This window comes from Rhodoferax sp. (assembly GCF_030646845.1).
In the GTDB taxonomy this organism is placed as follows: Bacteria; Pseudomonadota; Gammaproteobacteria; order Burkholderiales; family Burkholderiaceae_C; genus Rhodoferax.
Genome location: NZ_JAUSLE010000005.1, coordinates 1 through 14506, shown reverse-complemented (window position 1 = coordinate 14506; position 14506 = coordinate 1). Strand labels below are relative to the sequence as shown.

Here is a 14506-nt window from a genome sequence, read left to right as displayed (position 1 = left end):
GATTCATGGAATTTCTGCTGATTGTCTTTCTGACCCTGCTCAATGGTGTGTTTGCCATGTCGGAGCTGGCGCTGGCCGCGAGCCGCAAGGTCCGGCTCAGCGCCATGGCGGACGGCGGTGACAAAGGGGCGCAGGCGGCGCTCACGCTACTGGCAAATCCCAACCAATTCCTGTCGACGGTGCAGGTCGGCATCACCTCCATTGGCGTGCTCAATGGCATTGTGGGCGAGGCCGCGTTCAGCCAGGGTGTAGCCACATGGCTGCACGGTTTCGGTGTTGCCGAGAAAGCAGCCGCCATTTCCGCCACCGCCATCGTGGTCACGCTGATCACCTTCACCACCATTATTTTTGGTGAATTGGTGCCCAAGCGCATCGGCCAGTTGCACCCCGAGGCCGTGTCGCGCTGGGTGTCGCGCCCCATGTTGTGGCTGGCCACTGGCGCCAAGCCATTTGTGAGACTGCTGTCCGGCACCACTGCGGCGGTTCTCAAGTTGCTGCGCATTGACATCAATGCGGCGCGTGCGGTAACCGAGGAAGAGATCGCCGCGAGTCTGGAAGAAGGGGTTGATGCGGGCCTGATCGAGCAGCACGAGCACCAGATGGTGCAAAACGTGTTTCATCTGGATGACCGGCCGTTGACCTCCCTGATGGTCCCGCGTACGGACGTGGAATGGCTGGAGGCAACCAACACCGTAGCGCAAAGCCTGGCCCTGGCAGGCACGGCCGGTCGAAAAGGCGCGCACTCCTGGTATCCGGTGTGCCGGGGCTCGCTCGATGACGTGGTGGGCGTGATCAGTATTGCGCGGCTGCTGGAACTGGGCGCCGACGCGCCGGGCACGATAGACGGTTACGCCACGCCAGCTTCTTTTGTACCCGAGACCCTGAGTGGCATGGAACTGCTGGAGCAGTTTCGCGCCAAGGCCGGCCGCTTCGTGCTCGTGGTCGACGAGTATGGTGTGGTGCAGGGCTTGCTGACACCGCGGGACCTGCTGGAGGCCATCACCGGTGAATTGCAGCCCGGCGCGCAGATTGATGCCTGGGCCACGCGGCGTGACGATGGTTCGTGGTTGCTCGATGGTTTGATGCCGGTGGGCGAGCTCAAGGTCCGGCTGGAGCTGGATGATCTGCCTGAAGAAGACCGTGGCCGTTACAACACGGTGGCCGGCCTGCTCATGTCGGTATCGGGCCACCTTCCAGGAGTCGGCGAGCGCATCGAATGCGCGGACTGGCTGTTTGAAGTGGTTGACCTGGACGGCAAGCGCATCGACAAAGTGCTCGCCATCCCGCTCGCAGGGCCGGGCTCGGTCGGATTCAACGGCGCGTGATCACGCAGTTGCGACCGCCGTGCTTGGCGTCGTAGAGCGCTTCGTCGGCATCCTTGATCAGCGCGTGCGGGCAGGCCGTGGCGGGGAAATGTGACACGCCAGCGGAAAAAGTCGCCTCGAAGCAGGTGTCCTTGAATGCGTATTTGATGAGGCTGAAATCGCGGCGAATGCGGTCGAGCACGTCGAAGGCCTGATCGGCATTGGAGCCCGGCAGGACGACCAGAAACTCTTCGCCGCCGTAGCGGCCCACGATATCCGTCTTGCGCAGACGTTGCTTGAGCAACCAGGCCAGGCTTCTGATCACCTGATCGCCCATTGGGTGACCATAGTTGTCGTTGATCTTCTTGAAATGGTCAATGTCGATCATGGCCACCGCCAGCGGTCCGTTGGCGCCTTTGGCCGTATTGACGGCCGCAGCCAGTCTTTCCTTCGAGGTCGCGTGGTTGAGCAGCCCTGTGAGACTGTCGTGCAGCATGGCGCGGCGCAGTGCCCGGTAACGTTCTATCTTGCTTTTGACGACGGCGTTGAGAAACACCGGGTTGAATGGCTTGGTGAGGAAGTGTTCGCCGCCCAGCCGCAATGCGTCCACCTGCAGGGCGATATCACCGTCGCCGGACAGGTAGATAACGGGGGTAGACAGAAACTCGGCATGCTGGCGAATGACCCGGGTGGCTTCGACACCGGTGCAGTCCGGCATGTACATGTCCATCAGGATCAGGTCCGGCGCGAAGCTGCGCAGTCCGGTGAGCACCTCGTGCGGCCTGGTCACAGCGAGCGATTCAATGCCATTCTGTTTCAGCGTGCGCTGGATGGACTTGCTGGCGGTCAGCGAGTCCTCGACCACCAGCACGCGGTAAGGCGCTTCTTCTTCATTGCTGCACAGTTCGATGACCTTGGCCAGAATGACCGGTTGCGGCGTGCCGTCGGCAAAGCAGAAGTCGCAACCCGCACCCAGGGCGGCCTTGATGGCATTGAAGTCAGGCGCCACCTGATAGGCAATCAGCTTGCTGGCAGAGAAGCGGGCGCGCAAGGCCTTGATGTGCTGGCACGCGTCTTCAAGAACGATTCCCTGCGTGTCCAGCAGCAAAATGGCCGGCTCCTTGGCCTGGGCTGGGACATTGTCCCAGGGGTACACCTCGGCCTGGATGCCGAAGTAGGCAAGCTGAGTCACCAGGGCGCGCCATTCGTCGGTCGTCTTGCCAATCAGCCAGATGCGGTGGGTCGGGGTCAGGTCAGACGCTGTTGCTGCGTCTGGCTGTGCCCGGCGATCCGCAACGGGGCGGCTGTTGCTGTCAATGAATCGGTCGATGCGCGCGGCAAGGCCTTCCACCTGGCTGCGCAAATCATCCAGCGTGCCCGGCGGTATCTGCTGCCTGGCAGCCTCGTCAAAAAGGGAGAGGGCCTGCTGCTCCAGGCCATGGGACAACTGGTGCAGCCCCGACAGGCCTTTGCCGCTCAGAAACTCGGAAAAGCTCGACAGGCAGACAGCGAATTCGACGAAGGGTCCAAAGCTGGGTGATGCGATAAAGGCATCCCATTTGACGCGAAGCTCGTCGCTTTTCTTCTTCAGTTCAGCGGGTGGGCATGACATCTTTATTTGGGCCGAACGTTAAGCAGTGAATTGTGCCAGCACCAGGGCTAGGCGCGCCCGGCAAGCCGGTAGGACAGCAAGCCTGCCAACTCATGCAAGACCAGATGCCATCTTTTGGCGCCATCCGCCAGTGAATACTCCGTCCACGGCGTCTGCGTGCCGGTGCGAAAGTCCACCGGATACGGTGTGACATTCCAGCCCGCCTTGCGAAAGGTGGCCATGGCCCGCGGCATGTGCGAGGCCGAAGTCAGCAGGAGCCACGGCTGCGCCGGGTTCACGCCCGGTACCTTGGCACTGAACACCGCATTCTCATACGTGGTGTGCGAGGCAGACTCATACAGTATCCGTTGCGGCGATACGCCCATGCTGTCGAAGAAGATCCTGGCGCGGTCAGCTTCCGTCAAACCCTTGGCAAACAGGTCACCTTCACCGCCAGTGAACAGAATACGCAGATGAGGGTGCTGCTGCAGCAGTGCGACCGGCACCGTCATGCGCTCGGCCGCGCCGTTCAATGCGGGCTGGCCATGTGCTTGCCAGATGTAGGAGGGCTCCAGTGCGCCGCCCAGCAGCACGACGCCCGCATACTGCTGCAGGGAGGTTCCGGGGGTGGGCCCCGCGTGCTGTGCCTCCAGCTGGCGCAGCAAGACATCCGGCAGGGGTTGCCATCCCTGCAACAGCAGCACAGCAAGGGCAGCCGACATCAAGCCCCTGCCCCAATTGCGCCGGACAGGCATGCACAGCAGCCCGCAGAGCAACAGAACAGCGACCCACGCCAACGGCTGGGTTACAAACGAAAGTAATTTTGAAGCTAGAAACATGGGGCCAGTCAAATCGCAGCATCAGGCATTTCTCCTGCTGCAGGCCAATAACCTGGCTCGTCTGGTTCAACAGACGGGCAGGCAGGCGTGAACGAAAGCTGGAACTATAGCTCCCGCGTGAAGCCCGACCTGCGAGCCCGCTGGGTGTGCTCAAACTTCTGGCGTTGAAGCAGTGTTTCACGCATTTTTTCGAGCCGGAGCTTTTCGACCAGCAAGGCGACAGCCCGCAGCTCGGCACCTGCAGGATGCTGCTGAATCGCGCGTTTTTTTTCCAGCAACTGAAGCCGTTCCTGCTCCAGGGCCAGCTTATCCACCAGTAATTCGATGCCGGTCATTTCACTTCCCATGTCGTCTCCATGGCCGCAACGTCGTCCTGCGCGCTGCTATTTTTTCGTCCCCTGCATGGATGTTAGCAACAGATGTTGAGCTGCCGGGAATATTTTTCTTGCATCACTCGCACAAGGCGCGAATCGACGGTGGAATTGGCACGGCACGAATCGCGGTGTCGCTGCCCGCACGGCGCTGTGCAAAGATGCGTACTTCGTCGCATTCCATGATCAGATCCGCCCCGCACATGATCCGGTAGCGCTGCACAAAACTCTTCTCGCGCCACTCGGCCACCGAAGTGTGAATCTGCAGCACATCACCGTAGGTGGCCGTCTTCACAAAGCGGGCATGGGTATCCACCAAAGGTGTGCCGATGACGCCCAGCGTCTTCTCGGTCTCACTCCACGAAGGCACGCCGCATGTCACAAAAAAGTGGCGGCTGGCCGCGTCGATCCAGCGAAAGAAATTGGGGAACCACACAATGCGCGCGGGGTCGCAGTCGCCAAACTCCACGCGCACGGTATGGATGGTGGTTTTGGCGGCCTCAGTCACCGATGATCTTTCGTTCTTTGATCAAAGCGCCAAAGCGTTTGGAGTCGTTGGATGCCTTGGCCGCGAATTCGGCCGGCGTCAGCGGCATCACCTCGCCGCCCAGCGACGCGACCCGGTCTTTCACGGCCTGCGTGCCCAGGATGCGGTTGATCTCTCGATTGAGCCGGCTGATGACCTCCGGTGGAGTGCCCGCCGGGGCATAGAAGCCGAAGACGCTGTCGGCGTCAAAGCCTTTGAGGCCGGCCTCGTCCAGCGTCGGCACATCCGGGAAAAGTGGTGAGCGCTTCGGGCTGCCCACGGCAAGCATCTTCAGGCGTCCGGTGCGCACATGGTTCAAGCCGATACCGGGGTCAAACATGAAGTCGATCTGCCCGGCCAGCAAGTCCTGCATGGCCGGCGCCGCGCCGCGATAGGGAATGTGCGTGGCAAAGGTGCCGGTCTGTGCCTTCATCATCTCCGCCGCCAGATGCGGCGAGCTGCCGCTGCCCGGCGTGCCAAAGCTCAGCCGGCCGGGGTTGGCTTTCAGGTGGGCCAGGAATTCCTTGATGTTGGCGACGGGAATCTTCGTTGGATTGATCTCCAGAAAGACCAATACCCGCGCGGCTGCGGCAACCGGGACGATGTCCTTGGTTGGGTCGAATGGCATGCGGGCGTAAATGTGGGGGTTGATGGATACCGTGCCGCCGGAACTCATCAGCAGCGTATAGCCGTCGGCCGGCGACTTGGCCACCGCGTCGGCGCCGATGTTGCCGCCGGCCCCCGCCCGGTTTTCCACCACGACCGGCTGGCCCAGGGCTTCCTGCAGGGGCTGCGAGATGATGCGCGCGATCTGGTCCGCCGCACCGCCGGGCGGAAAGCTCACGATCACCCGCACCGGTTTGCTGGGCCAGGCGCCGGTGCTCTGGGCGAATGCCGGTGTCAGGGCCCAATTGAGGGCGACCAGTGCCCCACCGGCGAGGATCATCAGTCTCTTCTGCTTTGAAATACGGGTCATTTTTGTCTCCTGGAGTTATTGGTTTGCGTCATTGTGGATGGTTTCAGCCGTTTTTGGGAAGCGGTGCCGGGGGCCTGCCGGGCGGGGTTTTCACCCAGCGTATGGGTTGCGCTTTCACCGGCCGGGCGGGTGCACCGTGTTGCACCAGTGCCTGGTCCAGCGCCTTGCCGGCCTCGTCGGAGAGCGCAGCAGTGCGCGCCGCCGCAATTGCCTCGGCCCGCGCCGCATCCGTGCTGAACGGGGCCGCTTTGGCCAGATGGTTGATCACATGCAACAGATTTTCCTTGCCTCGCTCGTTGGTGGCGCCATAGCCCTTGATCAGTCGGCCGCACAGCGCGATCTCATGGCCGAGCTGCCAGTGGGCCTGGGTGCCGGCAATCACCGCATCCAGCCACTGGTCGATCGTGTCCTGTTCCTGGCTGAAACGGCTGCCGCGCACACGCAGCCATTTCAGGCTGGACAGCACGCGCAGCGAGAGCATGCCAAAGACCGAGTGTGTGCCGATCTTCAGCGGCATGGCCCAGGGTTCCTTCCCGCGTGTGACCCGGCGCCTGTCCCAGTTCAGCAGCCGGGTGGCCAGGCCCGTGGGCAGCAGCGCGGCCAGTTCAGTCGCGCCGGGCTTGAAGTGGTCGTACACCATCAGCAAGTCGTCCGGCTTCGATTTGACTTCGCCCTTCACGCGTTCCCAGCGGCTGGCCCGGCTCTTGAGGTCCGCCACCCGCACGATGTCGTCAAACGCCATCCACAGCGCCAGCCAGCGCACCATCTCGCGCGTGGTGGCGAAGCCGTTGGCGCCAGCGGGGTCGATGTGGCGCTCGGCGGCCAGCACGCGCTTGAGCCGTTCGGCGTAACGCGTGGCATAGGCCGCGTCCTGGTACTCCAGCATGCGCGCATGGCCCAGGGTCAGCAGGTCATGCACACTTTGCGGGAATATTGATGCCAAATTGGCCGGTAGCCCCCGTGTAATGGGCGTAGGTAGCTCTGAATTTGATAGCGAATCCTCGATCACGCGAATTTGTGCGCGCTGCTTTACGACGGCATCAAATCCTTGTGTGAAGCCGCGCAGGCTCGGTCCCGCGTGGCTGCCGCCCTCGCCAATGACCGCCTCAAAATCGGCCCTGGGAAAGGGCAGCAGGCCGCTGCCGGCAATGCAGCCCAGCATGGTTGCGCTCACCACGGTGCCCGCCTCACGCGTCAGTGCCGCCATGTCCAGCACATGGTGCGCCCGGCTGTTTTCCCGCACCAGTTGCAGCAGGCCGGCCTCTTGCCGGCGTCCATCGCCGATCTCCATCTTTTCCATGGTCGTCAGGGCCCGTGCCGATGAGGTGATGACCAGCGTGTGCTGGTTTGATACCAGTCCGTTCCCGATCTGGCGCGCCGTTTCCAGCAACTCCGACGAGACCAGGGCATCAAGCCGTCCGGGAAGCGGATTCAGACCGAACACCGGACGCCTGCCCTCGAGCTCGGCGACCGGAACTGGGAACACTTCCAGGTAATACGTGGTGGCACCGGTGCGTTGCGCTACGCCCGGGATTGATGTGGCCTGCGCCGCGAAGCCGGCGCGGCGGGCGACGTCGATCAGCCATTCGCTGAGGACACCGCCGCCTTCGCCGCCCAGGGCGCACAGGAGCAGGGAGATGGGTTGGGTCTGGTTCATTTGTTCAAGTATTTCTCAAGCCGGCTGCAAGGCCCGTACCAGCGCATGCCGCAAGGTGGCCAGCAGCCGCTCATGCCAGCGCGGGTTCTGGATGACCTCGGCCCGGTAGAACGAGGGGCACAGCGTGGCCGCGTGCGCATTGGAGCCACACAAGCCACAGCCCACGCAGCCGTCAATCACGGTCGCCACCGGATCGACCTTCAACGGGTCCGGGTTGTCTTTCAGCGTGAGCGTGGGGCAGCCCGAGAGGCGAATGCAGGCGTGGTCGCCATTGCACACGTCTTCGTCCACCCCGTACTTGACGCGCACCACGCGCTTGCCTTTTTTGAGCAGGCCGGCCAGCCAGGGCTTGATGCGGCGCTGGCGCTCCAGCTGGCATTCGCCTTCGGCCACGATGACTTTTAGCCCACTGAAGCCGGTGGTGAAGGCTTCAGTCAGCGTGCTGCGCATTTTTTCCACCTCGTAGGTGTTCACGGTGCGCATCCACTTCACGCCCAGGCCGGTCAGCGTGTTCTCGATGGTCTGGTTCAGATGCACCAGGCTTTGCTGTTTGTCGCCGCTGCTGGCCTTGCTGTCCTCATGGGGCGTTGAGATGATTTCCTGCGTTCCGGTGGCCGAGGTGTAGCCGTTCTTGAAGATCAGCAGCACGGCATCGTCATTGTTGAACAGGGCGCTCTGCACCCCGGTGAGCAAGCCGTTGTGCCAGAAGCCGCCATCGCCCATGATGGACAGCACGCGCCGGTTCATCATCGGTGACACGCCCGCCCGGCTGGCCAGGCTCATGCCATAGCCCAGAATGGAATGCCCGAACGAAAACGGCTCGAACGTGGCCAGCGCGTGGCAGCCAATATCGCCTGAAATATGCACGTCGCCCACGTCCTGTTGCGCCAGCTTGAGCGCTGAGAAAACAGGGCGCTCGGGGCAGCCGATGCACATGCTGGGCGGGCGGGCGGGCAGGGGCGTGGGCAGCGACCTGGCCACCGCCTCGCGGCGCTCCCGGTTGCCAGAGAGCCATTGCAGCGTCGACTCTGGCGTGTGCTGCGGCAGGTAGCGCTGCAGAAATTTGGCCAGGCCAGCCGCCATCACCTCGGTGGTGTATTCGCCCGCCTGGGGCAGCAGGTCTTTGCCGTGCAGGGGCGTCTGGATATCGGCACGGCGTAGCGTCGTGGCGAGTTCCTGCTCGATGTACTCGGGCTGGCCTTCCTCCATCATCAGTACCGCCCGTTTGCCCAGGCAAAACTCGCCGAGTTGCGCGGGCACCAGCGGGTAGGTGACGTTGAGCACCAGCAGCGGGATATCGGTTTGCCCAAACGCATCGGCCAGACCGAACTGCTGCAGCGCGCGGATCAGCGTGTTGTACAGGCCGCCCTGAACGATGATGCCAACATCCGCGTGTTTGCCGGGAAACAGCTCATTGAGTTCGTTGTCCACAATGTACTGGCGCGCCGCGGGCACGCGCTCTTCACCCTTGAGCTTTTCATGGCGGAAGGTGACGGGCGGGTGAGCCAGGCGCATGTAGTCAAAACCGGCTGGCTCATCCATCAGGTGCTTGGTGGAGAACGCCGGTGCCACGTTGTCTTTGCACTCGAAGCTGCCGCGCACGTGGCAGGCGCGAATGCGCAGCTCCAGAATGGCGGGCATGCTGGAGGCCTCCGAAAGCCGAAAGCCGTGTTCCACCATATCCACCATGCGCCCCAGCTCGGGCCGCGGGTCCAGCAGGCACATGGTGGACTTGAGCGCATAGGCGTGTGTACGCTCCTGGATCACGCTCGCGCCTTCGCCGTAGTCCTCGCCCACGATGATGAGCACGCCGCCCTTCACACCGGGGCTGGACAGGTTGCTCAGCGCGTCGGCCGCCACATTGGTGCCCACAATCGATTTCCACGTCACGGCGCCGCGCAGCGGGTAATGGATGGAGGCGCCGAGCATGGCCGCCGCCGAGGCTTCGTTGGAGCAGGCCTCCACGTGCACGCCGAGTTCGTCCATATAGGGCTTGGCCTGCACCATCACATCCAGCAAATGAGAGACGGGTGCGCCCTGGTAGCCACCCACATAGGCCACGCCCGATTGCAGCAAGGCCTTGGTGATGGCCAGAATGCCCTCGCCATGGAAGGTGTCGCCAGTGCCCAGTGCCAAAGACTTGATTTCCTTGGTGAATGAAACTTCCACGCGTCGCCCCTGTATTTTTATATTCGAGCAGTGTCGTTGCGATCTGGTCATCAATCAATAAAATAATTAAACTATTCAATATTAGATTTATGCATATCAAGGACATCGACCTCAACCTGCTGCGCCTGTTTGATGCGGTCTACCGCACGCGCAATGTCAGCCGGGCCGCCGAACTGCTGGACCTGACCCAGCCGGCCGTCAGCCAGGGCCTGACGCGCTTGCGCCTGCTGGTCAAGGACCCGCTGTTCATGCGCGCGCCCGGCGGGGTGCAGCCCAGCCCCAAGGCAGACCGGCTGGCGGACGCGGTGCGCAGTGCCCTGAGCACCATCGAGCAGGCGTTCAACGAGTCGGTTCAGTTTGAGCCGCTGCAGTCGCGCAAGACCTTTCGCATCCACATGAGCGACATTGGCGAGAGCCGCTTTTTGCCGGCGCTGATGATGGCCTTGCGCGAATGCGCGCCCGGTGTGCGGGTGGAGACATCCGCGCTGTCGGCCAATACGATTGGCGACGCGCTGGACAGCGGCCGCATCGACTTTGCCATTGGCTTCCTGCCCACGGTCAAGGAGACGCAGCGCGTGCAGCTCCTGAAGGACCGCTATGTGGTCTTGCTACGCGCCGGGCACCCCTTTGTGCTGAAGTTCAACCGGCGCAAAAGAAGTGGCACCGCCTTGCTGGAGGATTTGCGGCAACTCGAATTTGTCGCGGTCAGAACCCATTCAGACACGCTGCGGATTTTGCAGCTGCTGCAACTCGAAGACCGCCTGCGCCTCACCACCGAACATTTCATGGTGCTGCCCGCGATTGTTCGCGCCACCGACCTGGCGGTGGTCATGCCGCGCAATATTGCGCGCGGATTTGCAGAGGGAGGCGGCTACGCCATCATTGAGCCCGCGTTCCCGTTGCGCGACTTCACGGTGTCCCTGCACTGGAGCAAGCGATTTGAATCGGACCCTGGCAACCACTGGATGCTGCAGACCCTGTCGTCCCTGTTCGTGGAGTCATAGACACCTTGCCTTCTCATGGCGCAGCGCAACGCCTGCGCCAGCGTCAGGCCAGCTGATACCTGGCCACACCCGTGTCATCCAGCGCCCGAAGAACCTCGCCACGGTGCATCAGGTAGTTCAGGCAGGCCAGGCTCTCGCCGGTGGCCAGGTTCAGCAGGCCAGCGTCGGTCTCGTCGATGCTGCGGCCAAACAGGGCGGCAAACACGTCCACGGCGCGTCTGGGTTCCCGCAGCGTCTTGCGCAGGCGGTCCAGCGTGCGCTCCTGCGACGCCGCCAGGTAGTCCAGCCGGGCGTGCAGGCCGCGAAAGCAGTCGTTGTGGGATGGCAAGACCAGCACGTCATCGGGCACCTCGCGCTTCAACTTGGCCAGTGACTCCAGCCACTCCCGCATGGGGTCGGCGTCCGGCTCGGTGGGGTGGACCGAGACATTGGAGGAGATGCGGGGCAGCACCTGGTCGCCCGAGATCAGCAATTTCAGGTCGGCGCAATACAGGCAGGCATGCTCAGGCGAATGGCCTGTGCCGACGATGACGCGCCATGTGTTCGCGCCGATCCTGATCTCTTCACCGTCCTTGATGCGACGATAGCTCTCGGGCAGGGGGTGAATGCGCTTGCCAAAGTTGCCAAAGCGGGCCTGGTAATTCTCAATGGCCCCACTGCTCCAGCCCGCCCTGCGGTAGAACATGACGCCATCGTCGGGCGCTTCGCGGCCCGTGTCTGCTGTCAGCACGCGGCAGTTCAGGTATTCAAGCTGGGTCATCCACAAGCGACAGTTGAACTTGCGCGTCAGCCAGCCCGCCATGCCGATATGGTCCGGGTGCATGTGGGTGCCGAAGATCCGGGTCAGCGGACGCTGTTCCGCCGCCGTGGCAAAAAGTTCGCGCCACGCCGCCAAGGTTTCGTCGGTGCGCATGCCGGTGTCAACCACCGCCCAGCCATCGTCGTCTTCAAGGCCCCAGATGTTGATGTGATTGAGCGCCATGGGCAGCGGCATGCGCATCCAGACCACGCCAGGGGCAACTTCCAGCACGCGGCCAACCGCCGGCGGTGCCTCAAACGGATAGATGAGGGTGGGCTTCTCATGCCGTTCTCGTTGCGGCAAGGTTTCAGTCATGGTCGGTGGCTTTTCGCAAGAATCTGTCAGAGCGGCAATGGTACTGCTGACGCCCCGTTAACCGCCATGTGGCGCTGGATCAAGCCACCCTCAGTCGCAGTCCTTGAATTGGCGCTGCTGGCAGTCAAGCGCCAACTGCTGCGCCTGTGCAATTTGCCCGGGCGTCATTTGCCGTGCAATGCTGTTGCGGTTCTTTGCCGCGCCTGGGTAGCCGGCCCCCGCGCCAAGCGCGAACCACATGTACGCGCGAACATGGTCTTGCGCCACGCCCAGCCCGTCGAGGTACATGCCGGCCAGATTGAATTGCGCCGCCGGATGGCCCTGCGCTGCGGCCAGCCGGTACCACTTGACCGCCTCGCCATAGTCCTGCGCGACGCCCCGTCCAAAGTCATGCATCACGCCAAGGTTGAATTGAGCCGTTGCGTGCCCCTGTGCTGCCATTGGACGCAATACCTTCAGTTCATTGGCAGGGTCACCCTGTTCCTGGGTTGCCTCCGGGCCTGCAGCCGGACCCGCCCGCGTCGTACCAAGGCCCAGCGCCAGCACGGTCATTGCGACGATCAGAAATCGCTTCATTGCCTACCTTTGGTCAAATCTTGTGGTCGAGATCCCCTGCCGCTTGAACGACAGCGTGCTGCATTGTGGTGCAGCGTTCATTCGGCGTCTATCCCCAAAGTTGATGGACGTCGCGCCGAATAAACCGCTGCTCCGTGCGGTGGCGCACGGACGGCGCCGTGCGGTGAGCATTACATTTGAAACGGGTCTCGTAGCACCCCCCGCTTCTTACCCCGGCGGGCCCGAAAGGGTTTAACCCAGCCTAATCCGCTGGGTTTTCTTTTGGCTGGCGCAGAGTGCGCCGCGGGTTGCTGCAAGGCACGGTGCCCCAGCACTGCAAGGTGCTGGCCAGCGGCCAGACCCGGCGCACCGTTGCGCTCCAGCGTCGAGAAAGCGTGCTGGAAAAAACGGATGACTTTGTGTTTTTCTCTCACATCTGCATTGCCCATCCCGACCGCGGTTACGCCGAGTTTGTGATGGGCCACACCTGCGCGCTGGCGGACAACACACGCGCACAGGACCTCCAGGCGTATGCCCGCACGAGCATCAATGCTGTTGGCGCCTAGTCCGTTTGCCATCGAGCCGGCTTCATGAATATTCAGGACACCCTGGTCCATATATTCCCGTCCGGCGTAGTGAGTGGCTGTCGCCCTGACAAAGGCGGGTCGTTCGAGGTGCTCAAGCTGCCCCAAGGCGCGGTTCCGCAAAACTGCGAGGTGTTGGCAAGCTGCCGGGCCAAGCTCGCTCGGGGGCACGCGCGGCGGGAGAGCTACCTGGTCAAAACAGAAGAACTCGTGATTTTCTTTCGCGTCTGTCCTGCCTGGCCAGCCGGCGACTCCAGCGATCTGGTCCTTGGTGTCGGCTACGCCCCCGTAGGCGCCGCCCAGTCGCTGGCGCTGCAATCACTTGCGCGCAAGAGTATGGAAGCCTTGCGCAAGTAACTTGTCGGGAACTGGGCCAGCGGCGAGTAGCGGCTACTCGGCACCGGTGCAGAAAGCCTGAAACGAGTGGGCCTGGATGTATTGGAACGGCTGCAGGGCGATCATTTGGCCGATGGTTTTACCTACGAGGGCAAGCCATTGCAGACGAACACGAAGGCATGGTGCAACGCACTGCAACGGGCTAGATGCAAGAATCTGTGGCTTTCATGCGCCTGCGGAAGTATCTGGCTGTAACGTAAGATGTCCAACGCAATTAATAACAACGGGGCGCGTGCAATGGCATCAATATTGGGGGCCTTAGGCTGGCTTCTGACTACCGCGGTAGCATTTGCCTTGGGCCTATTGGTCAATTTCTTTTCGCCTACGTTTAGCCGCTGGCTCCTTAAGAAATTGAGCAGGCTTCTGCACCGAGTAGACAAGACCCGTTTTGATCTGAGCGGGACTTGGCAGCACACCTGCGACGAACCAACGCCTGGTGCGGTCACCATTCCAAGGACGATAGTGGAAGTGGTGAAACTTGCCCAATTAGGAAATACGGTGACGGGAAGTGGTGTTACCAACATCGATCCGCGGACATTTATCTATTCCCTCACGGTCAACAACAACATGGTTTTCGGGTCTTATGTGAAGACCAGTCAGAACGCGGTGCCGGGGCAGCAAGGAAGCATAAATGGAACGGGCATGGTTCAGTTAATTGTGGACCCTGATCGCATGTCTATGCTCGGTCAAGCCACTTGGTTCGACAGCGATACGCAGAATATTGAATCTGCAGAAGTGACATGGAAAAGACTTCCTTGAAGCTTGAACCAGTGCCCGCAGTCACTGAATGTGCGTATATAAATACAAATAGACCCACGGCCACAGAGGCAATTGATGCGCCCTACCAGGTCGTTAAACGCGAGGCGGCTACCTCAAGGCGAAGCATCATCCGGTGAAGCTATGAGCACCTCGACATCCAACTTTTCAAGCGCCTCACGAATGTCCTGGTCGATGCCCGCATCCGTGATGATGCGCGTCACTTTGTCCAGATGGGCAATCCGGAAAATGGCCTGAGAGTGGAACTTCGATGAGTCCACCAAGACAGTGACTGTCTGGGCTGCTTCCATGAAGGCCCGGTTCATCGCGGCTTCCTCCGGGGACAGCATGGAGATACCAGCGGAAGGCGAGATGCCATTGACGCCGAGAAACGCCGCACGTACTGTGATGTCGTCAAATGTGCCCGGCGCTGGACGACAAACCGAGGCCATTTTCTTGAAGTCAACAGTGCCTGGTAAAAGATAAACGGATGCGTTCTGGCTTCTGGCGAACTCCATCGCAACCGTCAAGCCATTGGTCACGACATGCAGATTGTGATGGCCGCGCAAGGCCTCCGCAAAATGCCGTGAGGTCGTGCCGGCATTGACCAAAATGCAGTCGCCATCGGAAACATGCTGCGCAGCCAACTCAGCAATCGCCCGCT

General features: G+C 61.8%; 15 protein-coding genes. 5 read left to right on the top strand and 10 right to left on the bottom strand.

The genetic code is table 11. The annotated features are described in order from the left end of the window. The first annotated feature begins 5 nt into the window (after positions 1–5). Positions 6–1325, top strand: coding sequence for a hemolysin family protein (locus tag Q7T10_RS01635; protein WP_304745207.1), 1320 nt, complete (start codon positions 6–8; stop codon positions 1323–1325). On the opposite strand, the gene Q7T10_RS01630 is transcribed toward Q7T10_RS01635, so the two are convergent. The 7 genes from Q7T10_RS01630 to Q7T10_RS01600 all read right to left on the bottom strand — a co-directional run bounded on the left by Q7T10_RS01630 (position 1312) and on the right by Q7T10_RS01600 (position 9433). Further along, entirely contained in the window at positions 1312–2916 is a 1605-nt protein-coding gene (locus tag Q7T10_RS01630; protein ID WP_304745205.1) for a diguanylate cyclase, read from the bottom strand. The genes Q7T10_RS01635 and Q7T10_RS01630 overlap by 14 nt on opposite strands. A 47-nt stretch (positions 2917–2963) precedes the next feature. Beyond that, on the bottom strand, positions 2964–3617 hold the full coding sequence (locus tag Q7T10_RS01625) for a YdcF family protein (protein WP_304745202.1): 654 nt from the start codon (positions 3615–3617) through the stop codon (positions 2964–2966). Between the two features lie 221 nt (positions 3618–3838). After that, a complete protein-coding gene (locus Q7T10_RS01620; RefSeq protein WP_304745199.1) occupies positions 3839–4069 on the bottom strand; it encodes a hypothetical protein in 231 nt (76 codons plus the stop codon). 115 nt (positions 4070–4184) lie between these two features. After that, entirely contained in the window at positions 4185–4613 is a 429-nt protein-coding gene (locus Q7T10_RS01615; RefSeq protein WP_304745197.1) for a thioesterase family protein, read from the bottom strand. Continuing rightward, entirely contained in the window at positions 4606–5607 is a 1002-nt protein-coding gene (locus tag Q7T10_RS01610; protein WP_304745195.1) for a tripartite tricarboxylate transporter substrate binding protein, read from the bottom strand. Before Q7T10_RS01610 ends, Q7T10_RS01615 begins: the two co-directional genes overlap by 8 nt. A 43-nt stretch (positions 5608–5650) precedes the next feature. Continuing rightward, positions 5651–7264 (bottom strand): indolepyruvate oxidoreductase subunit beta family protein, encoded by a 1614-nt coding sequence (locus Q7T10_RS01605; RefSeq protein WP_304745193.1) that lies wholly within the window; start codon positions 7262–7264, stop codon positions 5651–5653. A gap of 15 nt (positions 7265–7279) precedes the next feature. Next, positions 7280–9433, bottom strand: coding sequence for an indolepyruvate ferredoxin oxidoreductase subunit alpha (locus Q7T10_RS01600; protein ID WP_304745191.1), 2154 nt, complete (start codon positions 9431–9433; stop codon positions 7280–7282). A gap of 89 nt (positions 9434–9522) precedes the next feature. Here Q7T10_RS01600 and Q7T10_RS01595 point away from each other — a divergent pair, with 89 nt between their 5' ends. After that, a complete protein-coding gene (locus Q7T10_RS01595) occupies positions 9523–10437 on the top strand; it encodes a LysR family transcriptional regulator (protein WP_304745189.1) in 915 nt (304 codons plus the stop codon). Positions 10438–10480: 43 nt separating this feature from the next. On the opposite strand, the gene Q7T10_RS01590 is transcribed toward Q7T10_RS01595, so the two are convergent. Beyond that, complete coding sequence (locus Q7T10_RS01590; protein WP_304745187.1) at positions 10481–11551, bottom strand: MBL fold metallo-hydrolase; 1071 nt, start codon at positions 11549–11551, stop codon at positions 10481–10483. 90 nt (positions 11552–11641) lie between these two features. Further along, positions 11642–12127 carry a tetratricopeptide repeat protein gene (locus tag Q7T10_RS01585; RefSeq protein WP_304745185.1) on the bottom strand — a complete coding sequence of 162 codons (486 nt, stop codon included), beginning with the start codon at positions 12125–12127 and terminating at the stop codon, positions 11642–11644. Positions 12128–12402: 275 nt separating this feature from the next. On the opposite strand from Q7T10_RS01585, the gene Q7T10_RS01580 reads away from it, so the two are divergent. From Q7T10_RS01580 to Q7T10_RS01570, 3 genes are all read left to right on the top strand, one after another. Further along, positions 12403–12672 (top strand): hypothetical protein, encoded by a 270-nt coding sequence (locus Q7T10_RS01580; protein ID WP_304745183.1) that lies wholly within the window; start codon positions 12403–12405, stop codon positions 12670–12672. Between the two features lie 24 nt (positions 12673–12696). Beyond that, a complete protein-coding gene (locus Q7T10_RS01575; protein WP_304745181.1) occupies positions 12697–13047 on the top strand; it encodes a hypothetical protein in 351 nt (116 codons plus the stop codon). A 240-nt stretch (positions 13048–13287) separates the two neighbouring features. Then, positions 13288–13845 carry a hypothetical protein gene (locus Q7T10_RS01570; protein ID WP_304745179.1) on the top strand — a complete coding sequence of 186 codons (558 nt, stop codon included), beginning with the start codon at positions 13288–13290 and terminating at the stop codon, positions 13843–13845. Positions 13846–13958: 113 nt separating this feature from the next. Here the strand turns inward: Q7T10_RS01570 and Q7T10_RS01565 are convergent. Next, positions 13959–14506 (bottom strand): DeoR/GlpR family DNA-binding transcription regulator (locus Q7T10_RS01565; protein ID WP_304745177.1); only part of this gene is annotated, 548 nt, incomplete at its 5' end.

Coding starts and splice junctions, on each gene's coding strand:
- Q7T10_RS01635 (WP_304745207.1), top strand. CDS start 6: ATGGAATTTCTGCTGATTGTCTTTCTGACCCTGCTCAATGGTGTGTTT.
- Q7T10_RS01630 (WP_304745205.1), bottom strand. CDS start 2,916: ATGTCATGCCCACCCGCTGAACTGAAGAAGAAAAGCGACGAGCTTCGC.
- Q7T10_RS01625 (WP_304745202.1), bottom strand. CDS start 3,617: ATGTCGGCTGCCCTTGCTGTGCTGCTGTTGCAGGGATGGCAACCCCTG.
- Q7T10_RS01620 (WP_304745199.1), bottom strand. CDS start 4,069: ATGACCGGCATCGAATTACTGGTGGATAAGCTGGCCCTGGAGCAGGAA.
- Q7T10_RS01610 (WP_304745195.1), bottom strand. CDS start 5,607: ATGACCCGTATTTCAAAGCAGAAGAGACTGATGATCCTCGCCGGTGGG.
- Q7T10_RS01605 (WP_304745193.1), bottom strand. CDS start 7,264: ATGAACCAGACCCAACCCATCTCCCTGCTCCTGTGCGCCCTGGGCGGC.
- Q7T10_RS01595 (WP_304745189.1), top strand. CDS start 9,523: ATGCATATCAAGGACATCGACCTCAACCTGCTGCGCCTGTTTGATGCG.
- Q7T10_RS01590 (WP_304745187.1), bottom strand. CDS start 11,551: ATGACTGAAACCTTGCCGCAACGAGAACGGCATGAGAAGCCCACCCTC.
- Q7T10_RS01585 (WP_304745185.1), bottom strand. CDS start 12,127: ATGAAGCGATTTCTGATCGTCGCAATGACCGTGCTGGCGCTGGGCCTT.
- Q7T10_RS01575 (WP_304745181.1), top strand. CDS start 12,697: ATGAATATTCAGGACACCCTGGTCCATATATTCCCGTCCGGCGTAGTG.
- Q7T10_RS01570 (WP_304745179.1), top strand. CDS start 13,288: ATGTCCAACGCAATTAATAACAACGGGGCGCGTGCAATGGCATCAATA.